We start from the raw sequence: 23,681 nt of genomic DNA on the forward strand, positions 1-23,681 counted from the left end.
CTTCACAACGTCCGCTTATGCGGCGGTGAAGGCTCATCGCTTACCCGGCGGAAAGCGTACGACTGTAGCGAAAATCACAGCGGTCACCTTATAAAGCTTTTTACGTCGCAGTATCCCTATATTACGCAAATTCTTCTTTGTAAGAAGCCTCGAAAAAAAGATAAACTTAAAGGCTTCGTAAGCTTTTTAATAAGTTTTAAAGAAGTGAAAACTAAAGTTTTTCTTTCTTATCAGAGGGACGGTTGGTTCTACGAAAATACGAAACTGATATAATACAGACATAATTAACGACTAATACAGATTGTAATAGTTTTAATATTCTATTAAAAAATAATTGTTGATTTTAGATGATTGACCACAGATTTATTCTTGAGTATACTAAAAAAGAAAGACAGTTGTATTACTTTATATAATAAGAAATCTTAATACAGAAGAAAAGGAGAGTTGCTATTATGGCTGCAAACAAGTCACAGCAGTTAGACCCAAAGAAAACGCTTCAAGAAATTGAAGAAAAGTTTGAAATGTTCCAGATTTTAAACGAGGAAGGGAAAATTGTAAACGAAGAAGCAAACCCTAACTTATCAGATGAGGAATTAGTTGAATTAATGAGTCGTATGGTGTTTACACGAATTTTAGACCAACGTTCTATTTCACTAAACCGCCAAGGTCGTCTAGGATTCTATGCACCTACTGCTGGACAAGAAGCTTCCCAACTTGCATCTCAATTTGCACTTGAAAAAGAAGACTTCATCTTACCAGGTTACCGTGATGTACCTCAAATCGTATGGCATGGTCTTCCATTATATCAAGCATTCTTATTCTCTCGTGGACATTTCATGGGGAACCAAATTCCAGAAGGCGTAAATGTATTCCCACCACAAATTATTATTGGTGCACAATTCATTCAAGCAGCTGGTGTAGCGCTTGGAATGCAAAAACGCGGAAAGAAAGCGATTGCAATTACATATACAGGAGATGGTGGTTCATCACAAGGTGACTTCTACGAAGGTATTAACTTTGCAGGTGCATACCGTTCACCAGCTGTATTTATCGTACAAAATAACCAATACGCTATTTCCACACCACGTGAGTTGCAAACTTCTGCAAAAACAATTGCACAAAAAGGGATTGCAGCAGGAATTCCAAGTGTACAAGTAGATGGAATGGATCCGTTAGCTGTATACGTTGCAACAAAAGACGCAAGAGATCGCGCGATTAATGGTGAAGGTCCAAGCCTGATCGAAACTGTATGTTACCGCTATGGTCCACATACGATGGCTGGGGATGACCCAACTCGTTATCGTACTTCTGATACAGACTCTGCTTGGGAAAAGAAAGATCCATTAGTACGTTTCCGTACATACCTTGAAGCAAAAGGTATTTGGAATGAAGAAAAAGAAGCAGAAGTGATTGAAAAAGCAAAAGAAGAAATAAAAGAAGCAATCAAAAAAGCAGATGCTGCTCCAAAACAAAAAGTAACAGATTTGATCAATATTATGTATGAAGAAAATCCATATAACTTAGATGAGCAATTAGCTTACTACACTGAGAAGGAGTCGAAGTAACCGATGGCACAATTAACGATGATTCAAGCAATTACGGAAGCACTCCGTACCGAGCTTAAAAATGATGAAAACGTTCTAGTCTTCGGTGAAGACGTTGGCGTTAACGGAGGAGTATTCCGTGCAACTGAAGGGTTACAAAAAGAGTTCGGGGAAGATCGTGTATTCGATACACCTTTAGCTGAATCTGGAATTGGTGGACTTGCAGTAGGTTTAGCACTTGAAGGGTTCCGTCCTGTTCCTGAAATTCAATTCTTTGGTTTTGTATTTGAAGTAATGGATTCTATTAGTGGACAACTTGCTCGTATGCGTTTCCGTACAGGAGGAGCATTTAATGCACCTGTTACAATCCGTTCTCCATTTGGTGGAGGGGTTCATACGCCAGAAATGCATGCGGATAGTTTGGAATTACTTATGACATCTACACCAGGTGTAAAAGTTGTTATTCCTTCCACTCCATATGATGCAAAAGGTTTATTAATCTCTGCAATTCGCGACAACGATCCTGTTATTTTCCTAGAGCATATGAAATTGTATCGTTCATTCCGTGGTGAAGTTCCGGAAGAAGAATATACAATCCCACTAGGAAAAGCAGATGTAAAACGTGAAGGTACAGATTTAACAATCATTTCTTACGGTGCAATGGTCCACGAAAGTTTAAAAGCTGCTGAGGAGCTAGAAAAAGAAGGACACTCAGTAGAAGTGATTGACTTACGTACGATTCAACCACTTGATATTGAAACGATTATTGCTTCAGTTGAAAAAACAAATCGTGCAATCGTTGTGCAAGAAGCACAAAAACAAGCAGGAATTGCTGCAAATGTAGTAGCTGAAATTACGGAAAGAGCTATTTTAAGTTTAGAAGCTCCAGTTTTACGAGTTGCTGCTCCTGATACTGTTTATCCATTCTCTCAAGCTGAAACGGTTTGGTTACCTGGAGTTCGGGATATAGTAGAAACAGCGAAAAAAGTTTTAACATTCTAAACTAAAATTCAAAATAGAAAGGGTGAATACTGTGGCATTTGAATTTCGATTACCAGATATCGGTGAAGGTATACACGAAGGTGAAATCGTTAAGTGGTTTGTGAAAGCTGGCGATGAAGTACAAGAAGACGATATTTTATGTGAAGTACAAAATGATAAAGCAGTTGTAGAAATTCCTTCTCCTGTAAAAGGGAAAGTAACAGACGTTTTAGTTAGCGAAGGAACAGTTGCAGTTGTTGGGGATGTTCTTATTAAGATTGATGCTCCTGGATACGAGGATCTTCAATTTAAAGGACAAGAAAGTGGCGAAGAAAAAACAGAAGCACAAGTACAAGCAACTGCAGAATCTAGCCAAGATATCCAAAAAGAAACTGTAGAAGCTCCTGTTCAAAAAGAAACGTCTATGGAAGCACCTAAACAACAACCAAAAGGTGAAGCTCGTGTCATTGCAATGCCTTCTGTTCGTAAATTTGCGCGTGAGAAGGAAGTAAATATTGCAGATGTAACAGGTTCAGGGAATAATGGTCGTATTTTAAAAGTAGATATTGAAGCATTCTTAGCTGGAGATCAAAAAACTGCAGAGGTTACTGTTTCAGAAGAAACTTCAGAACCAATCGCAAAAGAGTCTAAAGCAGAAGCAAAAGTTGCTGCTCCTGTAGTGCTTGAAGGGGAATTCCCTGAAACGCGCGAAAAACTTTCACCAATGCGTAAAGCAATCGCCAAAGCAATGGTGCATTCAAAACACACAGCTCCACATGTAACATTAATGGATGAAGTAGATGTGACAGAACTTGTTGCACATCGCAAAAAATTCAAAGAGATTGCTGCAGAGAAAAATATTAAGTTAACTTACTTACCTTATGTAGTAAAAGCACTTGTAAGTACGTTAAGAGAATTCCCGCAGTTAAATACATCTTACGATGATGATACAAATGAAGTTATTCAAAAACATTATTTCAACATCGGAATTGCAGCTGATACGGATAAAGGACTAGTCGTGCCTGTTATTAAAAACGCAGATCGCCAATCTGTATTTGCTATTTCGGATGAAATAAATGCACTTGCGACAAAAGCTCGTGACGGTAAATTAACTGCTGCGGAAATGAAAGGTGCATCTTGCTCGATTACGAATATCGGTTCTGCTGGTGGCCAATGGTTTACGCCAGTTATTAACCATCCGGAAGTTGCAATTCTCGGAATTGGTAGAATTTCAGAAAAACCTGTAATAAAAAATAGTGAAATTGTAGCTGCTCCTGTGTTAGCATTATCATTGAGCTTCGATCATCGAATGATTGATGGCGCGACTGCACAACATGCGTTGAACCATATAAAACGTTTGCTTAGCAGTCCAGAACTATTATTAATGGAGGCGTAAAAAATGGTAGTTGGAGATTTCCCAATCGAAACAGATACTTTAGTAATTGGTTCAGGTCCAGGAGGATATGTAGCTGCAATTCGTGCTGCACAAACAGGACAAAAAGTAGTAGTAGTAGAAAAAGAGCATATTGGTGGAGTTTGTCTAAACGTAGGATGTATTCCTTCTAAAGCTTTAATTTCTGTTGGTCACCGTTTTGAGCAAGCACAACATGCAGATGATATGGGTATTACAGCAACTGACGTGAAAATTGACTTTTCAAAAGCTCAAGCTTTCAAAGACAGCGTTGTAAAAAAATTAACTAGCGGTGTTTCTGGATTATTAAAAGGAAACAAAATCGATGTAGTGATGGGTGAAGCGTATTTTGTTGATGCAAATACAGTACGTGTCATGGATGAAAATTCAGCTCAAACGTATAAATTCAAACATGCGATTATTGCAACTGGATCCCGTCCAGTAGAAATTCCAACTTTTAAATTTACAAAACGTGTACTAAGCTCAACTGGCGCACTAAGTTTACCTGAAATTCCAAAAAACTTAGTAGTAATCGGTGGAGGATATATCGGAACAGAACTAGGTTCAGCTTTTGCTAACTTAGGTTCAAAAGTAACTATCATCGAAGGCGGCGACGATATTTTAGCTGGATTCGAAAAACAAATGACAACTATTGTTAAAAAAGGTCTTAAGAAAAAAGGTACTGAAATCGTTGTTAAAGCATCTGCTAAAGGTGTAGAAGAATCTGATACTGGCGTAGTAGTTACATATGAAGTTGGTGGAGAAGAGAAAAAAGTAGAAGCTGACTACGTGTTAGTAACTGTAGGTCGTCGTCCAAATACGGATGAAATTGGTCTAGAAGAACTAGGTATTAAGTTCGCAGAACGTGGATTATTAGAAGTAGACAAGCAATGCCGTACAAGCATTGAGAATATCTTTGCTATTGGTGACATTGTTTCTGGTCCACAACTTGCACATAAAGCTTCATACGAAGGAAAAATTGCTGCAGAAGCAATCGCAGGTCAAACTTCTGTTGTAGATTACTTAGCTATTCCAGCAGTATGCTTTACAGATCCAGAAATGGCTACAGTTGGTTTGAACGAAGCACAAGCAAAAGAACAAGGCTATGACGTTGCTGCTGGGAAATTCCCATTTGGAGCAAATGGTCGTGCACTTGCGCTTAATGCGACAGATGGTTTCGTCAAACTTGTTTCTCGTAAAGAGGACGGTTTACTTCTTGGAGCACAAATCATTGGTCAAGGAGCTTCTGATATGATTGCTGAGCTAGGTTTAGCGATTGAAGCTGGTATGACTGTTGAAGATATCGCAATGACTATTCATGCTCACCCAACTTTAGGTGAAATTGCAATGGAAGCTGCGGAAGTAGTAATGGGTCATCCAATCCATATTCTTTCTAAATAAAATTGATAGAGCCTCTCGAAGTTTATATACTTTGAGAGGCTTTTTTTGAATGTATATCCATATTCGTATACGATATATACAAATATTATCCAGTTTTAATAATGAAAATCTAGAAAATGGATTAGCACAATAAATGAAAAATCGTAAGCAACCATTTCTTAAGGTGAGGGGTTTACTTTCGGTGATATTACGATGAATTGTGCATTTTAGAGATAATGCGTCGTAACAGACCTATTAGGTGACCGCTATGATTTTCGCTGCAGTCGTACGCTTTCCGCCGGGTGAGCGATGAGCCTTCACCGCCGCTTTGGCGTACGTTGTGAAGTCTCATTTTGCCCACTCATCCGGTAGGAGTCGACGGCTGCAGCGAAAATCAATGGAAATTGCCAGCTTACTCAGTATCGATTTGCTAAAAACAAAATTTTACACAGTTTTTCAAATGTGTGATTCCAGGAAATGGCTTAGGGCAATCAACTGGGCCTTGAAAGCAATCAATTCTACTCGGAAAGCAATCAAATCAACATGAAAGCAACCATTTCTAAATAAACAAGTTGACTTGGTGTGAGACGAACAGGAATTGGACGCATTATTTATAAAGGTTGCGCAAATGGTCGATAATGTTGCGAGTAACGCCTGTAACGCCTGTAACGTTGCCTATTTTTTATTGGACCCATCTTCTTTAAATAAATAGAGCGGATATACTTGCCGTAGCGCGCCGAGCCTCATGCGAGGTGCGGCAAGCGCGAAGGCTAGTGGTAACTTCTCTAGGACGCATTATCTCTATGGTATGAAAGAGCAACCGCTGTATTTTTTCTTTCATTAACCTGAAGCACAACCAACAGTCAATGGATTACGGATAGAAACTATGAAACAGAGAAGTCGTACTATTCGACTTAATATGAACTTTGAATCTATAATATGGTTTGAAGATATTTTAAGGGGGCATTAAAATGGAGTTAGGGTTAAAAGGAAAAGTAGCAATAATTACAGGATCAAGTAAAGGAATTGGTTTGTATACTGCTTTGCAGCTAGTAAAAGAAGGAGCATCTGTTACAATTTGCGCTCGTGGAAAAGAAAAATTGGAAGAGGCTGCGGAGTTTATAAAAAATGAAACAGGGAAAGAAGTATTAACAGTGTCTGCTGATATTACCAACGAGCAGGAATGTAAAAAAATTATTCAAGAAACAATAGAGCATTATGGCAAATTAGACATTTTAGTAAATAATGCAGGGACTTCATCTGCGAATCCATTTGAGTCGGTTGATACAGAATTATGGCAAACAGACTTAGATTTAAAAGTGTTTGGCGCTATACATACATCAAAAGCTGCTATTCCTTATATGCGTGAAGTAGGTGGAGGCGCAATTGTCAATGTAACAGCAGTACTTGGAAAAACACCACCGGCATCTTCATTACCAACAACTGTAAGTAGAGCTGCAGGTATGGCGCTAACAAAAGCGATGAGTAAAGATTTAGGTAAAGATAATATTCGTGTAAATACAGTCTGTATTGGACTTATACGTAGCGATCAATTAGAGAAAAAGTGGAAAGAAGATGCCTCGCAACTTTCATGGGAAGAATATTCCAAAGACGTTGTTGGTCCGTCCATCCCTCTTGGAAGAATTGGGGAAACAGCTGAAGCTGCAAACGTCATTACTTTTTTAGTTTCAGATGCAGCATCGTACGTAACAGGTACAGCAGTTAATATTGATGGTGGATCTGGCGGTACACTTTAAATTAGACAAAAGAAACCGTGTGGAAATACTCTACACGGTTTTCTTTATTACATACTCAAATAATCGTTGAAAGGGACTGGTGATCAAATTGAAAAAAACAACATGGACAATACTTGCAGCGTTGATGTTTGTACTTTCAGCATGTGGAGTTACAGAAGAAAAACCGGTTGCACAACAAGAAAGTGAAGAAATAACTGAGGTTACTAGTGAAGAAAAAGTTGAGGCAACTCAAGAGGTAGTTGAAGAAGCTCCTTTAGAAGAAACACAAGAACCGTTATATGAGATAAATCAGGCAAACTGGACATTACAACCAATTGGAGATGCTAATCCTAAGGTAGTATTACTTACAATTGATGACGCTCCTGATAAGTATGCGGTAGAAATGGCAAAAACCTTGAAATCATTAGATGCACCAGCAATCTTTTTTGTAAATGGTCATTTCCTCGAAACGGATGAAGAAAAAGCGAATTTGAAAGAAATTTACGACATGGGCTTTGCAATTGGAAACCATACGCAAACGCATGCGAACTTAAAAGAAAGTTCTGAGGAACAACAGCAAGAAGAAATTTTGAAAGTAAATGAAACGGTAGAAGCTGTAATTGGTGAAAAACCAAAATTTTTCCGTGCGCCATTTGGAGTTAATACAGACTTTAGTAAATCAATTGTTCAAAGTGAAGGAATGCTTTTGATGAATTGGACATATGGGTATGATTGGGAAAAAGACTATATGAATGCAACGAGTTTAAAAGATATTATGTTAAACACGGAGTATTTAACTAATGGTGCAAATTTACTAATGCATGATCGTAAGTGGACAGCGGAAGCATTACTTGGAATTGTGGAAGGTTTTCGAGCCAAAGGATATGATTTAATCGATCCCCATACAATAAAAGGAATAGAACAGTAAGAGCAATAGTTATCGCTGAAGTTGAAGGGGAAACTTGTTTTGACTAATTTACAAAAAAATGTTCGAATGGCAGTTGTTCCAGACGCATCCGTTATCTATAGCAATAAGAGTGTGAATTAGTAAAAATAATGGATGAAACGGCTATAAAATAGGCGTCATTTAGTTCAGTATTGAACAAAGTGACGCTTTTTTCTAGTAATTTTTAGTTTGATTTCTACTATAAGGTCATAATTCGTTCAAGGTCAACTACTTTTTTGCCAGTATTCCTTGTAATTGCATCTTAAATAGAGCGGCACATGATTTTCAATGCTCTTTAAAAAGATTCAGCCTATCATTACCTATGGACGTAATGGGGAAATGAGCGTACAATATTTCCTGTTAATAGTTTTGGAGGTGAGTACTTTAAAAGAATTGCCTTTTAAAGCAATCATATGAAAAAATATGTTCGTATTGTTCTTCAAATTTGTATATTGTATTTGTTCTCTCTTTTAGGTTCTTTTATCGTACAAATATTACATATTAAGTTCCCAGGAAGTATCGTTGGGTTATTGTTACTTCTAGGTTGTTTGCACTTGAAAATAATCCCAGTTAACATAATTAAAGATGGTGCGGGTTTCTTATTGGGCTTACTTGCTTTATTTTTTGTTCCTTCAACTGTTGGAGTGATAAATTATCCAGAGTTGTTGTCATTAAATGGGATATTACTCGTTTTCTCAGTGATAATTAGCACGCTACTTACGATTATACTAACTGGAAGGATATGTCAATATTTAGAAAATAGAAAATTAGGGGAGGAGGATGCCAATGATCGCGGTTAGTATGATTATTGGGACAGTCTTTATTTTTATTCTTATGACAAAATTAAACGCAAGATTTTCAACACCTCTCCTATTGCCAGTGCTGACAGCAACTATATTAATTATTATTCTATTAAAATCTTTCTCGCTCTCTTATGATTCATATATGACCGGGGCAAAATGGATTGATGCAATGCTCGGTCCAGCTGTAGTTAGTATGGCTTACCCGTTATACACACAACGAACTATTATTAAACAAAACTTGTTTTCTATTTTAACGAGTGTTGTGGTAGCGATGCTCTCTGGATTAGTGAGTATTATCATTTTTGCAAAACTATTAAATTTAAGCAACGATTATATTTTGTCTCTATTGCCAAAATCGATAACGACTCCTGTAGCAATGCAAATTAGTGGAGCTATTGGCGGCTTTCCTTCATTGACTGCTGTTTTTGTCATTATAGCAGGCTTAACTGGTGCGCTACTCGGACCATTTATTTTTAAATTATGTCGTATTGAGAAGTCGGTTAGTAGGGGAATATCTATGGGCAGTGCTTCGCATGGATTTGGTGTGTCCAAACTCACGGAATACGGAGAGAAAACTTTGTCTATGGGCTCTGTGTCGATGACATTGAGCGCAATTATAGGTGCTTTTATATGCCCTATTTTCGCTTTATTTTTTCAATAAAAAAAGGAGAGATCAATTGCTGATTTCTCCTTTTTTTATGTTGTTAAAAGATCGCTTGATGCTCTTTTATAACATGGATCATTTCTAATGTATCATCTTCAGGTCCTTGAACAGGGAGGCCGGCTTCCATATTCATCACAATATAATCGATATTCCCTTGCGTAATTATTTCCCCGGGAATAAAAATAGGAATACCAGGTGGATAAACCATCACGAACTCAGCAGATATACGCCCACTAGCTTCTTTTAATGGTACTGATTCAGTTGCGGCATAAAATGCATCACGTGGTGACATAGCAAGTCCAGGGATATCGGGTAATGTAACCGACGGCTCTATTACGACCGCCTCTGATTCATGTGCTATAACCATACGAGAAAGTGCGTTTACAAGTAAGTTTGCTTCTTTCTTTGTATCACCGATTGTGATTAAACAAAGAATATTATATAAATCTGAAAGTTCGACTTCGATATTCGCTTTTTCTCTTAGCCAAATTTCTGCTTCATAACCAGTCATCCCTAAGTTTTTAACACTTATCAATAATTTAGTAGGATCCATATCAAATGTTGCGGATGTCTGTAAAATTTCTTCTCCCACACAGTGAATATGAGGAATCGCGTTAATGCGTTTACGGGTGTCTTTAGCAAGTCTAATGACATCTCCGATTAAATCCTCACCATGAATCGCTAATTGCCTTCTGGCAGTGTCTAATGATGCGAGAAGCGGATAAGATGTAGAGGTTGTCGTAAGCATAGACAATATCGATTGCACGCGTTTAGTAGAAACGAGTCCTTCGCGCACATTTAAAATGGAACTTTGTGTCATGGAACCGCCTAATTTATGGACGGAAGTTGCCGCCATATCCGCACCTGCTTCCATAGCGGAAATTGGGAGAGACTTATGGAAATGGATATGCACGCCATGTGCCTCATCCACTACTACTGGGATTCCTCTTGCATGCGCAACATCCACGATTTTTTTCAGGTCGGCAGCTAATCCAAAATAGGTAGGATTGATAACGAGTAAACCTTTAGCATCTGGATGTGTATCCAATGCTTTTTCAACGGATTCAACGGAAATTCCGTGTGAAATACCTAGTTCTGTATCTACCTCTGGGTGAATAAAAACAGGAATAGCTCCTGCAAAAACGATTGCTGACATAATGGATTTATGAACGTTTCGCGGGACTAATATCTTGTCCCCGGGACCACAAATTGTAAGGATCATCGTCATAATGGCACCACTTGTACCTTGTACGGAGAAAAATGTTTCATCTGCCCCAAATGCTTCCGCGGCTAACTGTTGAGCTTTTTTTATAGCACCCTTAGGAGAATGTAAATCATCTAAAGGGGCAATATTAATCAAATCTATAGAAAGTATATTATCTCCAACAAACTCTCGAAAAGCAGGGTCCATCCCTTTCCCTTTTTTATGGCCAGGAATATGAAACTGGATAGGATGACGATTTCGATGTTTTAGTAAGGCATCGAATAAAGGAGTTTCTAACTGTGACAACGCTCATACCACCTCTAACTAAAATTATTTTTGTCTTGCTTCAGACACTAGCTGCTCACCCGCAACAAAGCATTGTCTTCTGCTTTTCTTAAAACAAATGAATTATAGCACTTCTTCCGTTTCGTGACTATAAAAAATATTTGTGAATTGAACCCATTGGACAATTCTTTTACACTAATAGGTAGGAGGGATGAGCATGAATTTTCAAACGAGGGTGACAGATCTATTAGGAACAAAGTATCCAATCATACAAGGGGGACTTGCTTACCTAGCGTACTCAGAACTGTGTGCAGCAGTTTCAAATGCAGGAGGTCTTGGTCAAGTAACGGCAATGAGTTTAAAAACGGAGGAAGAATTGAGGGAGGAAATTCGGAAAGTAAGAAAGCTAACGGACAAACCGTTTGGTGTAAACTTTGCTATCGGGCAAATGGGAAGACCATATGAGCATATGTTGCAAGTGGCGATTGACGAGGAAGTTCCGGTTATTTCCATGACGGGAGGAAATCCAGCACCTATTTTAGAAAAACTTGCAAATACTTCTATAAAAAAATTAGTACTGGTTGCAGCAAAGCGACAAGCGCAAAAAGCGGAACAGCTAGGAGCAGATGCTGTTATGGTTGTAGGCCAAGAAGGCGGCGGGCATTTAGGAAGAGACGATATTGGCACAATCGTTTTAATCCCACAAGTAGTTGATGCCGTATCAATACCAGTTATTGCTTCTGGGGGAATCGCAGATGGTAGAGGTTGGATGGCTGCACATGCACTTGGAGCAGAAGGTATTGAAATGGGCACAAGATTCATCGCAACAAAAGAATGCGTGCTTGCTTCAGAAGCATACAAACAAGCTTTAATAAGAGGCCAGGAAACGGATACGGTGGTCATTAAACGATCTATTGGTGCCCCAGCAAGAGCGATTAAAAATGAGTGGACGAAAGAAATTTTACGTATTGAAACTGAAAATTCAACATATGATGCTTTAAAAGAATACGTTAGCGGTGAAGCAAACAAGCAATTTATTTATGAAGGCAAGGAAGAAATAGGGTTTGGCTGGGCAGGGCAATCCATTGGCTTAATACATGATGTACCATCAACTGAAGAACTAATAGAACGAATGGTAAAAGAAGCGATAGAAGTAAGAAAAAAATGGCAACTTTAGGAGGAGAATTATGGAATACACCTATCCATTTTCTTTAGATTGGTCTACGGAAGAAATAGTAGATGTCGTGCAATTTTTTGAAGCAATCGAAAAAGCGTATGAAAAGGGAATCAAAAGAGAAGAATTATTAACGAAATACAGACGTTTTAAAGAGATCGTTCCTTCAATTGCAGAGGAAAAAACATATTTCCGGGAATTTGAAAAAGAAAGCGGTTACGTAAGTTATCCAATTGTAAAAATGATGAAAGAAAAAGGGGATAACACCATTATTAAAGGATGAGAATTTCCTCCTATAGCTTCAAAGTTATAGGAGGGCATTTCTACTTTTTGTTTACCATCGTTTTATAAATAGGTAACAGGTAATTGAATGTTTCTTCAGCAAAGTTTAAGAATTCATCTTCTGTCAATGCAACAGCATTTTCTTTAGAAATATGCCGACCAACTAGAAATTCAGCTTTTTTTACATCATGTAGTCGATTTAACAAGTGATTCAATTCCTCTTTTTTAGCTTTTTTCAAAGGAATAGCATCTGGTTTCATATGATCTCCAGAAACAATGAAATCATCTGGTAATTTATTGAATAAGCTTTTCTTCTTTAACAAACGTTCCGCTATAACTACTTTATCAGGGGCTTCGTAAATAACTGCAACAATGATAAATAAATGGCTCCCCCATAAACCGATCTGAAAATGTGGCAACGACTTATACCCTCTTTTATATGGTGCAAATGCAACCCAGCTATCATTAGGAGGATTTACAGAGCGTCTAGCGTGTTTTGCTACATGAGGAAAGAACTCGTCCCCTAAAGTACTCGAAAAATAGTGACTATACTGCTTTCCAAGCTCTTCAAATTTTGGACGAACGTTTTCGATCAGAGCAGTCATTCTATTTTCTAAACCATCCACTTGGAATACATCAAAATCATTGGCATGCCAAAATGTTTTAACCATTTGTAAACTCCTTTCGTTTTCCATGTTTATTTTATAGGAAATATGGGTAAAAATCATGTAAGTAGTATTTCTTCAGTTGACAATATTTCATTTACAGCATAAAATATTAAAAATCTTCTGAATATTACGGAATAATAAAAAGAAGGGGTGTTAGTTATGAGACAGGTAGTGCACATTATTCGTAAAAATGATATGGAAAAAGAAAAAATTCAAACGTTGAAATTAGAATTGGATTATCAACTTGCTACTTTATATGATGCATTGGTTAATCAAGACGAAAAAGAAATAAATGAAGCTAAAATGCAATTGACTGAAATTCACCGCCTTTTGGAAGAACTCGATGCACTTAATTGATGCTTTACTTTTTAGAAAACCTTAAAAACACCTGCTAATCGAAAGACAGCCGGTGTTTTTTTCTTTATACTATAGATAAGTGGAATTGGGGAATCAAAGAAAAGAAAGGATTGATGAAGTGAATATACATAAACTAGATAAATTTGCAAAATCATTAATCAAAGAAGCGGCAGGAAAAATTAGAGCCTCTTTTACAACAGAGCTAATTATTGAAACGAAATCGGAAGCAAATGACTTAGTGACCAATATTGATAAAGAAACGGAACAATTTTTTATTCAACAAATAAAACAGAACTTTCCAGAACATCGCATTTTAGGTGAGGAAGGGTTTGGGGACGATATAGAAGATTTAAGCGGTTATGTTTGGATTCTTGATCCAATTGATGGCACAATGAATTTTATCCATCAAAAAAAGAATTTTGCTATTTCGTTAGGTATTTTCAAAGATGGTGAGGGTTTACTTGGTTACGTATATGATGTGATGGCAGACGATTTGCTCTCTGCAGCACAAGGCGAAGGAGCATTTTTCAATGATCAGCGTATTCCAAGAGTAGAACAAGCAAATGTGGAGCAATCTATTATTAGTATGAATGCAAGTTGGGTTGTACCAAATAAATACATCGAACATGAGGGAATGATCGAACTTTTACGTAAAGTTCGAGGAACGAGATCGTATGGATCTGCTGCGATTGAAATATTGTATGTCGTTACAGGCAGATTAGATGCTTATATATCGATGCGTTTGTCGCCGTGGGATATTGCAGGAGGTATGGTAGTCGCGAAAGAAGTAGGTGCTATCGTTACTACGCTTGCAAACGAGCCAATTAATTTATTGACACAAAATACATTTATCGTCTCGAAACCTGACTTGCATCATGAAGTCGTCACGAACTATGTTAAACTAAAGTAAAAGATCAGCAAGAAAAATCTTGCTGATCATGTTTTACAACAGTCCTTGGTCCCGCATTTTTTTCTTTGTTTTGAAACCGAAACCCATCACGACCAAAAGTAATACGAGAAATAGGAAGATGAGTGGAATATTTCGAAGTGCAACAGCGATTCCAATTAACGCCATTGATAGAATTGCGCCAACAGAATACAGAACAAAAATCCATTTAATATTGCCCAAGACAACTACCTCCAAAGAAAATGATAAAAAAAATTATTACTTTAGTTTCACTTGTGATATAATAACACAGTTATGGACTCGAAAAAAGAATATGGAGTGGAAATATGACAAAAATACGTCAAGATTTACGAAACATTGCAATTATAGCACACGTTGACCATGGGAAAACGACATTAGTCGACCAATTATTAAAACAATCGGGTACTTTCCGTTCAAATGAACATGTAGATGAAAGAGCGATGGACTCAGGTGACATTGAACGTGAACGTGGGATTACGATTTTAGCTAAAAATACAGCAGTAGATTATAACGGTACACGCATTAACATCCTTGATACGCCTGGACATGCCGATTTCGGTGGAGAAGTAGAACGTATTTTGAAAATGGTTGATGGAGTTGTACTAGTTGTCGATGCATATGAAGGGTGTATGCCACAAACACGTTTCGTATTGAAAAAAGCATTAGAACAAAAGTTAACACCAATCGTTGTAGTAAACAAAGTAGACAAAGATTCGGCTCGTCCACTTGAAGTAGTAGATGAAGTGTTAGAATTATTTATAGAATTAGATGCGGATGCAGATCAATTAGAGTTCCCGGTTGTTTATGCTTCGGGTGTAAATGGTACTGCTTCATTAGATCCAGATCCTGCTACCCAAGAAGAAAACATGGCATGCCTATTTGAAAAGATTATCGAAGCAATTCCAGCACCAATCGATAATTCAGATGAACCACTACAATTCCAAGTAGCTTTATTAGATTACAACGACTATGTTGGTCGTATTGGTATCGGTCGCGTATTCCGCGGTACTATCGAAGTAGGTCAACAAGTTTCGTTGATGAAACTAGACGGAACTATTAAAAATTACCGTGTAACAAAATTATTTGGTTTCTTCGGATTAAAACGTGAAGAAATCCAAACAGCTAAAGCCGGAGATTTAATTGCTGTATCTGGTATGGAACAAATTAACGTAGGTGAAACAGTTTGTCCTACAGATCATCCGGAAGCGTTAGTTCCATTACGTATTGATGAGCCAACATTACAAATGACATTCTTAGTAAATAACTCACCTTTTGCGGGGCGCGAAGGTAAATGGGTTACTTCACGTAAAGTAGAAGAGCGTTTACGTTCTCAACTACAAACAGACGTATCATTACGTGTTGACGATACAGAATCTCCAGATGCATGGATTGTTTCAGGTCGCGGTGAGCTTCATTTGTCGATTTTAATCGAAAATATGCGTCGTGAAGGCTTTGAACTTCAAGTATCGAAACCAAAAGTAATTATTCGTGAAATTGATGGCAAAAAATGTGAACCAATCGAACGAGTGCAAATTGATGTACCAGAAGATAGTGTAGGTTCTATTATTGAATCAATGGGATTACGTAAAGGTGAAATGATCGACATGGTCAACAATGGTAACGGTCAAGTTCGTTTAATCTTTATGGTTCCTGCTCGCGGATTAATTGGATATTCAACAGAGTTTATGTCTCTTACAAAAGGCTTTGGTATCATTAACCATACATTTGATAGCTATCAACCAGTAGTTTCAGGTCGTGTTGGTGGACGTCACCAAGGGGTACTTGTTTCGATGGAAACAGGTAAATCAACAACTTACGGTATGATGGGTATTGAAGACCGTGGAACACTATTCGTTGAACCTGGTACTGAAATTTACGAAGGTATGGTAGTTGGTGAAAATACTCGTGATAATGACATAACAGTAAATATTACAAAAATGAAACAAAAAACTAATATTCGTTCTGCTAACAAAGACCAAACAAACGTTATTAAAAAACCTCGTATTTTAACGCTTGAAGAAGCAATCGAGTTTCTTGGTGATGATGAGTATTTAGAAGTAACACCTGTGTCCATTCGTCTGCGTAAACAGATTTTAGAGAAGAGTGAACGTGAACGTGTGACGAAAAAAATGAAAAATGCAGAACTTGAATAGAATCAGAAAAGGGTGAATAACCTTGGAGGAACAGCAATTCGTATTTGGTAGAATGTCTAGTATATCTAAGTTTATTTATGAAGTTATGCCAAATTTCGACATAGCGGGTTATGTATTATTTCTTACAATTTTCTTGTTATCGGTGCTTGTGTACAAGCTAGGATTTGCAAAAAAATTGCGTTTTGGACAAAATGTAGTTATTTACGTATTCTTATTTTTAGGATGTTTGATGTTAACGTTTTTAGCATTTTTCCTTCCAGTGGTCGAAGGGTTAATCGTAGCAGCGCTCATCTTAATTATTTATAAGATTCGTTTACGACTCGAAAAAAGACAAAGCTCGACTACTTAAAAGTAGACGAGCTTTGTTTTTTTTCATAATGGGAATAATACGTTGTAGTGAGTTGAATAAAGTGTCCGCTGGATCTTCTCACTCATCCCCGTAGGAGTCGCCGCCCGGCAGCGAAAATCCATGGGAATTACTATCTAATTTAGTGTCTACACATAAATGCGGTCTCCAAATATAGAGCGTATTTTTTAGAGGAAAATTCTTTTCTATCCACCACTTATTGGAATAATTCCTCGTATTCCTTGTTATCTCACACCAAGTAAACTTGCTGTTTTAAGAATTGGTTGCTTTCATCCGCATTTTGGTTGCTCTCACAAAGATTTTGATTGCTTTCCGAGTAGAATTGATTNCGATCTGTTGCCCTAAGCCATTTATTGGATTCAAACAGTCGAAAAACGGAGGAAATTTTGTTTTTAGCGAGTCGATAGTGAATAAGTAAGCAAATTCTTTTAATTTTTGCTGCCTGCAGCGAAAATCTTAGCGCTCACTGTTTATGACGCAGTATCCTTATATTACGAAGTAAAGAATTAAAAATAGGACACATCTTGTTCGATTAAAAACAAGATATGTCCTATTAGTTGTTTATTTCTCACTTCTGAATTTTTTAAAAATCATTTTCAATTAGTTTGGATGTTTTGTAGAAAATGAATTTGCCTGTTGCTAATCTTTCGTTCGTTTTTATTTCAATGCGATCATGACAAACTGGACACATATACGTATGAATAAGTCGATTTCTTAACTTTTTTGCTAATGGTAAATCATCTGAGAGTACGTCTATTCGATCACATATAACACATTGTACTTTCATAAAACCAACTCCTATTCTATACGAAATGCAGTAATAAATTTTATCGGTTTATTTATATTAGAACCATCTTTTTTTATAACGTGCACAGGACCATCTTCACGAAGTGGTTGTCCTTTATGACTAAATTTTAGTAATAAAGAATCTAATTCGTTTAATGGGAAAGTGTGCTCACCATCTGTTGTTTCAATAATTAAAGATGAAGCTTCTGGTAATGGCTCTGCGTTTAAGATAAATGGTTTAAGCTCCACACCATAAGTACTTGTTAATACTTTTGTACGCTCGTATTTTTTTTCGGTTTGTAAAGTAGGAGGAACTGTAGAACCTTCTATAATTTCACGTGACCAATGAGCTGACGTCACTTTTGTATATTCCTCTAACTCATCTTTATATTCATATTCTCCTGAGAAAAATTCATCTAAATCAATTTTTCGATCATCAAAAATCCAAACAGTTGGATCGAGCGTAATAGTAAATTTAACTGCGCCTTTAATAGGGATAATTAATTCCAACGAAATTGCCTCCTCTAATCTCTCTAATCTAACTTAGTATATCGCTAAAATGAAAATATCTAAAGAATATTTCACTTTTTTTAAAACTAAGATGAGAGAACACTTGCATTTTTTCTCATCAAAAGATACACTTTAGGGAGGTAAACAAGTAGAAATCAGAAAAATGGGGGCGTCCTCATGGATACTAAAATACAACTTTCGTATCAAGAAAAAGCATTAGAACTATTAAAGAATGATGCGGAAAAAATTGCACAATTAATAAAAGTTCAAATGGACAATTTAACTATGCCTCAATGTCCGCTTTACGAAGAGGTTTTGGATACTCAAATGTTTGGACTATCGCGCGAAATAGATTTTGCGGTCAAACTTGGGCTTTTAGAGAGAAGTGAAGGAAAAGAAATTATTGCCTCACTAGAACAAGAGTTATCCGTATTACACGATATCCATACAGAAAAATAATTTTAAAACTCAAACAAAGTTACCTGTTTGAGTTTTTTTCTAATGGAAGAAACAGAGGTTTTAACATGATTACATACTTGAAACGTTTTTTTAAAAATTTTGATTACCCGCTATTTTTTGTATATTTAGCATTATGTTTCTTTGGATTAGTGATGATTTATAGTGCAAGCATGGGGTGGGCAGTACTAAATTATGGCTGGGATTCTGATCATTTTTTCAATAAACAAATTAAAAATCTAGTTATAGCAATTCCAACGTTTTTTTTAGCAGCTTTTTTTCCTTATAAGCATTTCAAAAGTAGAATAATGATGCAGTTAATGCTTATTGTTATGTTCATACTTTTAATTTTAGTGCATTTTATCGGGACTGGAGGAGAAAGTGGATCCCAGAGTTGGATTCATTTAGGATTTGGAAATATTCAACCTTCGGAAATTGCAAAAATAGTAATTGTTTTATATTTTGCTGGGATTTTCACGAAAAAATATGAAAATGGCACGTTGAATAAATTAAATGAATCGGTGGGACCACCATTATTAGTGTTATTTTTCGTATTTGTACTCATCATGATGGAGACAGACGTTGGGAATACAATGATTATAAGCTTTGTTGCAATTTCAGTTATAGCAGCTAGCGGAATTAAATTAAAATCTTTTTCCAAACTAGTCGGATTAATTGGTATAGTTATAACAATGGGACTACTTGCAATTTATATTATGAAGGATACATTTATAACCCCTCGTCGACTTGGACGATTAGAAGCATTTTTTAATCCGTTTGACTATGAGCAGGATTATGGTTATCAAATTGTAAACGGATATATTGCGATAGGATCAGGTGGTTTAAAGGGGTTAGGTTTAGGAAATTCAAATCAGAAGTTTGGTTACTTGCCTGAACCGCATACAGATTTTATAATGGCTATTATAGCAGAAGAGCTTGGACTAATTGGGGTATCGATCGTTTTATGTGGATTATTTTTTATCGTATTGAAAGGTATTACGATTGCTTTATCAACTCGAGATCCACAAGCTCGCATGATCGCTGCTGGTATGGCTAGTATTATTGGTTTTCAAACATTCGTTAACTTAGGGGGAATGCTAGGGATAATTCCACTTACAGGAGTTCCACTTCCTTTTATTAGTTACGGAGGGACTTCTATCATTATATTATCTGCTGCAATTGGGATATTAATGAATGTATCTATGTTTGTTAAGCATGAAAAAACAAGAGAATAAGGGGTGCTTGAGGATGGAGAATATTAAAAAAATCGTCGTTGCAAATAGAGGTGAAATCGCTATTCGAATCTTCCGCGCGTGTACGGAATTAAATTTACGTACCGTTGCGATCTATTCGAGGGAAGATAGCGGTTCTTTTCACCGTTTTAAATCGGATGAATCATATTTGGTTGGAGAAGGTAAAAAACCAATTGATGCATATTTAGATATTGAGGATATTATCCGTATTGCAAAAGAGAGTAAAGCAGATGCTATTCATCCAGGTTACGGTTTTTTATCTGAAAATTTGGAATTCGCAAAACGGTGCGAAGAAGAAGGAATTATATTTATTGGACCTACATCTAAGCATTTGGATATGTTCGGAGATAAAGTAAAGGCTCGTGAGCAAGCAGTAAAAGCGGGCATCCCAGTTATCCCTGGTAGTGATGGACCTGTTGAAAGTTTAGAAGAAGTACGAGCATTTGGCGAAATCCATGGTTATCCGCTTATGATTAAAGCTTCCTTAGGCGGTGGTGGTCGAGGGATGCGTGTCGTTCAGACGAAGGATGATTTGGAAAGTGCATACGAACGTGCTAAATCAGAAGCAAAAGCTGCTTTTGGTTCGGACGAAGTATATGTGGAAAGATTTATTTATCAGCCAAAGCATATAGAAGTTCAAATATTAGGGGACAAACATGGTAATTTAATTCACCTGTATGAGCGTGATTGTTCGATTCAAAGAAGACACCAAAAAGTAGTAGAAATTGCCCCATCTAATTCATTAAGCCCTGAATTACGCAATAAAATATGCCAAGCTGCTGTTCAATTAATGCAAAATGTTTCGTACATAAATGCAGGAACTGTAGAGTTTTTAGTAACAGAAGATGAATTTTACTTTATCGAAGTAAACCCACGCATTCAAGTAGAGCATACGATTACAGAAATGATAACGGGAGTAGACATTGTACATGCCCAGATTAAAATTGCGGATGGTTTAGCGCTAACTAGTGAAGCAATGGGAATACCGAGTCAAGAAAATATGCCTCTTTTTGGTTTCGCTATACAATCCCGTGTAACAACAGAAGATCCATTAAATAATTTCATGCCAGATACAGGAAAATTGATGGTCTATCGTTCAGGTGGTGGATTTGGTGTTCGTTTAGACGCTGGTAACGGATTCCAAGGAGCTGTAATCACACCTTATTACGATTCATTGTTAGTAAAAGTTTCTACTTGGGGTATGTCTTTCAAAGAAGCTGCAGCTAAAATGGACAGAAATTTACAGGAATTTAGAATTCGTGGTATTAAAACGAATATTCCTTTCCTTGAAAAAGTTGTAAAACACCCAAGTTTCATTTCAGGACAGTTTAATACAAGTTTTATAGATTCTACTCCTGAATTGTTCATGTTTCCAAACAGAAAAGACAGAGGAACGAAATTATTAAATTATATTGGAAATGTTACGGTGAACGGATTCCCTGGTGTAGAACAAAAATCTAAACCGGTATTTGGAGTACCAAGAAAACCGAAATTAGATATTTCACAAGCACCACCGACTGGAACAAAGCAAATCCTAGAAACGCAAGGTGTTGAAGGGGTTATAAAGTGGGTGAAAGAGCAACAAGGCGTTCTATTAACAGATACAACATTCCGTGATGCTCACCAGTCTTTACTTGCAACACGCGTACGTTCTCATGATATGTTCGGGATTGCGAAAGAATCGGCAGAAGGAATGCATAATCTATTCTCCTTTGAAATGTGGGGAGGGGCAACTTTTGACGTTGCATATCGATTCCTAAAAGAAAGTCCATGGGATCGACTGCTTAAAATGCGTGAAATGATTCCGAATGTGTTATTCCAAATGCTTTTTCGTGGAGCAAATGCGGTTGGCTATAAAAACTATCCGGATAATGTAATTCGTGAATTTATCCAAAAATCTGCTGATGCGGGAATTGATGTGTTCCGAATTTTCGACAGCTTGAACTGGATTAAAGGAATGGAAGTGGCTATTGATGCAACGAGACAATCTGGAAAAATCGCAGAAGCAGCTATATGCTACACAGGAGACATTTTAGATGACTCTAGAGCTAAGTATACAGTGCAGTACTATAAAGATATGGCAAAAGAGTTAGAAGCTGCAGGAGCTCATATTTTAGCGATTAAGGATATGGCCGGCTTACTAAAACCAGAAGCTGCATATCGTTTAATTAGCGAGCTAAAAAGCACGGTCGACTTGCCAATCCATTTACATTCCCATGATACGAGCGGAAATGGCATTTATATGTATGCAAAAGCAATAGATGCCGGAGTAGATATTGTTGATACTGCACTAGGTTCAATGGCTGGTCTAACATCACAGCCAAGCGCGAGTAGTTTAAGTTATGCGATGTCAGGATCTAATAGAGAAGTCATTGGAGATATTGACGCTTTTGAAAAGATATCTTATTACTGGGAAGATGTACGGAAATATTACCAAGATTTTGAAAGTGGTATGATGAGTCCACATACAGAAATCTACGTACATGAAATGCCAGGTGGACAGTATAGTAATCTTCAACAACAAGCAAAAGGAGTAGGTCTTGGAGAAAGATGGGAAGAAGTAAAAGAAATGTATTCCCGTGTAAACCTATTATTTGGTGATGTTGTAAAAGTTACACCTTCCTCTAAAGTAGTAGGGGATATGGCGTTGTTCATGGTACAAAACAATTTGGATGAAATATCTGTTATTACAAGAGGAAAAACAATCGACTTCCCAGACTCTGTAATTGAGTTTTTTGAAGGATATATCGGACAGCCATATGGTGGTTTCCCAGAAGAACTTCAAAAAGTAATTTTAAAAGACCGTGAAGCTATTAACGTTCGGCCTGGTGAGTTACTAGAACCGGTTGATTTTACGGCTGTAAAAGAGTTGTTGTTTAATCAATTAGGACGTCCTGTGACTAGTCAAGAAATTTTAGCGTATACTTTATATCCAAAAGTATTTGAAGAATATAGTACAACAGAAAAGAATTTTGGTGATGTATCTGTATTGGATACACCTACATTCTTATATGGTTTACGACTTGGCGAAGAAGTTGAAGTGGAGATAGAAGTTGGAAAAACGTTAATCATTAAATTGGTTTCTATTGGTGAACCAACACAAGATGGTAATCGCGTAATCTATTTCGAGTTAAATGGACAGCCACGTGAAGTAATTATTCAAGATATAAATATTGAAGTGAGTCATTTAGCGAAACAAAAAGCAGATTTAACGAACGAACGTCATATTGGGGCAACAATGCCAGGAACGGTATTAAAAGTTGCTGTAGATACAGGTAGTAAAGTAAAAAGAGGTCAGCATATGCTTATTACAGAAGCGATGAAAATGGAAACGACCGTACAAGCGCCATATAATGGTGTCGTTAAAGAGATTCATGTTGTAGCTGGTGAAGCAATAGCAACCGGTGATTTATTGATAGTTATGGATAAGGAATAGAAAAAAAGCTGTTTGACATCTATTTTGTCAAGCAGCCTTTTCATATTAAAGATGCTTTTAGGGATACTGCGTGGTAAAAGGTGTCCACTGTGATTTTGCTCACAGAGGAACAAAGGTTAAGAGCACCACATCTTGTGGCAAAGACATCCTGTTGGCCTCAGCTGGAGTCGTCGCCTGCAGCAAAATCAACAGAAATGGCGTACTTATCAGCGTCGACTCGTAAAAAGCAAAATTTTATACAGTTTTTTCGAATGTATAAATCCAGTAAATGGTTTAGAGCAACTAATTGATCATTGGAAGCAACCAGTTCTATTCGGAAAGCAATCAAATCAAATCCGAGAGCAACCAAATTGCTAG

General features: G+C 37.1%; 23 protein-coding genes. 17 read left to right on the forward strand and 6 right to left on the reverse strand.

Annotated elements, in window-relative coordinates:
• The first annotated feature begins 452 nt into the window (after positions 1-452).
• The 8 genes from pdhA (at position 453) to FG383_RS18260 (ending at position 9,462) form a co-directional block, all read left to right on the forward strand.
• Positions 453-1,565, forward strand: coding sequence for a pyruvate dehydrogenase (acetyl-transferring) E1 component subunit alpha (gene pdhA / locus FG383_RS18225; RefSeq protein ID WP_142608833.1), 1,113 nt, complete (start codon positions 453-455; stop codon positions 1,563-1,565).
• Positions 1,566-1,568: 3 nt separating this feature from the next.
• Positions 1,569-2,546: an alpha-ketoacid dehydrogenase subunit beta gene (locus FG383_RS18230; RefSeq protein ID WP_142608834.1), complete on the forward strand. Its 978-nt coding sequence runs from the start codon at positions 1,569-1,571 to the stop codon at positions 2,544-2,546.
• Between the two features lie 31 nt (positions 2,547-2,577).
• The gene (locus FG383_RS18235) at positions 2,578-3,921 is read left to right on the forward strand and encodes a dihydrolipoamide acetyltransferase family protein (RefSeq protein WP_142608835.1); all 1,344 of its coding nucleotides are present in this window, start codon (positions 2,578-2,580) and stop codon (positions 3,919-3,921) included.
• 3 nt (positions 3,922-3,924) lie between these two features.
• Positions 3,925-5,337 (forward strand): dihydrolipoyl dehydrogenase, encoded by a 1,413-nt coding sequence (lpdA, locus tag FG383_RS18240; protein ID WP_142608836.1) that lies wholly within the window; start codon positions 3,925-3,927, stop codon positions 5,335-5,337.
• A 950-nt stretch (positions 5,338-6,287) separates the two neighbouring features.
• Entirely contained in the window at positions 6,288-7,073 is a 786-nt protein-coding gene (locus FG383_RS18245; protein ID WP_142608837.1) for an SDR family NAD(P)-dependent oxidoreductase, read from the forward strand.
• Between the two features lie 88 nt (positions 7,074-7,161).
• The gene (locus tag FG383_RS18250; RefSeq protein ID WP_425467666.1) at positions 7,162-7,980 is read left to right on the forward strand and encodes a polysaccharide deacetylase family protein; all 819 of its coding nucleotides are present in this window, start codon (positions 7,162-7,164) and stop codon (positions 7,978-7,980) included.
• 431 nt (positions 7,981-8,411) lie between these two features.
• Positions 8,412-8,798 (forward strand): CidA/LrgA family holin-like protein, encoded by a 387-nt coding sequence (locus FG383_RS18255; protein WP_142608838.1) that lies wholly within the window; start codon positions 8,412-8,414, stop codon positions 8,796-8,798.
• Complete coding sequence (locus FG383_RS18260) at positions 8,785-9,462, forward strand: LrgB family protein (RefSeq protein WP_142608839.1); 678 nt, start codon at positions 8,785-8,787, stop codon at positions 9,460-9,462. Before FG383_RS18255 ends, FG383_RS18260 begins: the two co-directional genes overlap by 14 nt.
• Positions 9,463-9,505: 43 nt before the next feature.
• Here FG383_RS18260 and FG383_RS18265 read toward each other — a convergent pair whose 3' ends face one another.
• A complete protein-coding gene (locus tag FG383_RS18265) occupies positions 9,506-10,975 on the reverse strand; it encodes an aminotransferase class I/II-fold pyridoxal phosphate-dependent enzyme (protein WP_142608840.1) in 1,470 nt (489 codons plus the stop codon).
• A gap of 196 nt (positions 10,976-11,171) precedes the next feature.
• On the opposite strand from FG383_RS18265, the gene FG383_RS18270 reads away from it, so the two are divergent.
• Positions 11,172-12,131, forward strand: a complete 960-nt coding sequence (locus FG383_RS18270) for an NAD(P)H-dependent flavin oxidoreductase (RefSeq protein WP_142608841.1) — start codon at positions 11,172-11,174, stop codon at positions 12,129-12,131.
• 10 nt (positions 12,132-12,141) lie between these two features.
• Complete coding sequence (locus FG383_RS18275) at positions 12,142-12,411, forward strand: UPF0223 family protein (RefSeq protein ID WP_142608842.1); 270 nt, start codon at positions 12,142-12,144, stop codon at positions 12,409-12,411.
• Between the two features lie 40 nt (positions 12,412-12,451).
• On the opposite strand, the gene FG383_RS18280 is transcribed toward FG383_RS18275, so the two are convergent.
• Positions 12,452-13,081 carry a YktB family protein gene (locus tag FG383_RS18280; protein WP_142608843.1) on the reverse strand — a complete coding sequence of 210 codons (630 nt, stop codon included), beginning with the start codon at positions 13,079-13,081 and terminating at the stop codon, positions 12,452-12,454.
• Between the two features lie 156 nt (positions 13,082-13,237).
• Between FG383_RS18280 and FG383_RS18285 the strand changes: the two genes are divergently transcribed.
• Both FG383_RS18285 and FG383_RS18290 read left to right on the forward strand, forming a co-directional pair.
• Positions 13,238-13,435, forward strand: a complete 198-nt coding sequence (locus FG383_RS18285; protein WP_142608844.1) for a hypothetical protein — start codon at positions 13,238-13,240, stop codon at positions 13,433-13,435.
• A 118-nt stretch (positions 13,436-13,553) separates the two neighbouring features.
• Positions 13,554-14,345, forward strand: a complete 792-nt coding sequence (locus FG383_RS18290; RefSeq protein WP_142608845.1) for an inositol monophosphatase family protein — start codon at positions 13,554-13,556, stop codon at positions 14,343-14,345.
• 33 nt (positions 14,346-14,378) lie between these two features.
• Here the strand turns inward: FG383_RS18290 and FG383_RS18295 are convergent, their stop codons facing one another.
• Positions 14,379-14,564, reverse strand: coding sequence for a YlaF family protein (locus tag FG383_RS18295; protein WP_142608846.1), 186 nt, complete (start codon positions 14,562-14,564; stop codon positions 14,379-14,381).
• A gap of 104 nt (positions 14,565-14,668) precedes the next feature.
• Between FG383_RS18295 and typA the strand changes: the two genes are divergently transcribed.
• Complete coding sequence (gene typA / locus FG383_RS18300) at positions 14,669-16,516, forward strand: translational GTPase TypA (RefSeq protein ID WP_142608847.1); 1,848 nt, start codon at positions 14,669-14,671, stop codon at positions 16,514-16,516.
• A gap of 22 nt (positions 16,517-16,538) precedes the next feature.
• Complete coding sequence (locus tag FG383_RS18305; protein ID WP_246097055.1) at positions 16,539-16,865, forward strand: YlaH-like family protein; 327 nt, start codon at positions 16,539-16,541, stop codon at positions 16,863-16,865.
• Positions 16,866-17,466: 601 nt separating this feature from the next.
• Here the strand turns inward: FG383_RS18305 and FG383_RS18310 are convergent.
• Together FG383_RS18310 and FG383_RS18315 are read right to left on the reverse strand one after the other, a co-directional pair.
• Entirely contained in the window at positions 17,467-17,670 is a 204-nt protein-coding gene (locus FG383_RS18310; protein ID WP_142608848.1) for a YlaI family protein, read from the reverse strand.
• A gap of 11 nt (positions 17,671-17,681) precedes the next feature.
• The gene (locus FG383_RS18315) at positions 17,682-18,179 is read right to left on the reverse strand and encodes a peptidyl-prolyl cis-trans isomerase (RefSeq protein WP_142608849.1); all 498 of its coding nucleotides are present in this window, start codon (positions 18,177-18,179) and stop codon (positions 17,682-17,684) included.
• A 177-nt stretch (positions 18,180-18,356) separates the two neighbouring features.
• Between FG383_RS18315 and FG383_RS18320 the strand changes: the two genes are divergently transcribed.
• The 3 genes from FG383_RS18320 (at position 18,357) to pyc (ending at position 23,324) form a co-directional block, all read left to right on the forward strand.
• Positions 18,357-18,638, forward strand: coding sequence for an Fpa/YlaN family protein (locus FG383_RS18320; RefSeq protein ID WP_142608850.1), 282 nt, complete (start codon positions 18,357-18,359; stop codon positions 18,636-18,638).
• A gap of 65 nt (positions 18,639-18,703) precedes the next feature.
• Entirely contained in the window at positions 18,704-19,870 is a 1,167-nt protein-coding gene (locus FG383_RS18325) for an FtsW/RodA/SpoVE family cell cycle protein (RefSeq protein WP_142608851.1), read from the forward strand.
• A 13-nt stretch (positions 19,871-19,883) separates the two neighbouring features.
• Entirely contained in the window at positions 19,884-23,324 is a 3,441-nt protein-coding gene (gene pyc / locus FG383_RS18330; protein WP_142608852.1) for a pyruvate carboxylase, read from the forward strand.
• A 157-nt stretch (positions 23,325-23,481) separates the two neighbouring features.
• On the opposite strand, the gene FG383_RS21175 is transcribed toward pyc, so the two are convergent.
• A partial coding sequence (locus tag FG383_RS21175; protein WP_221887541.1) for a hypothetical protein occupies positions 23,482-23,681 on the reverse strand: 200 nt, incomplete at its 5' end.

Origin of the sequence: Psychrobacillus soli (genome assembly GCF_006861775.1) — a bacterium.
Taxonomy (GTDB): Bacteria; Bacillota; Bacilli; order Bacillales_A; family Planococcaceae; genus Psychrobacillus; species Psychrobacillus soli.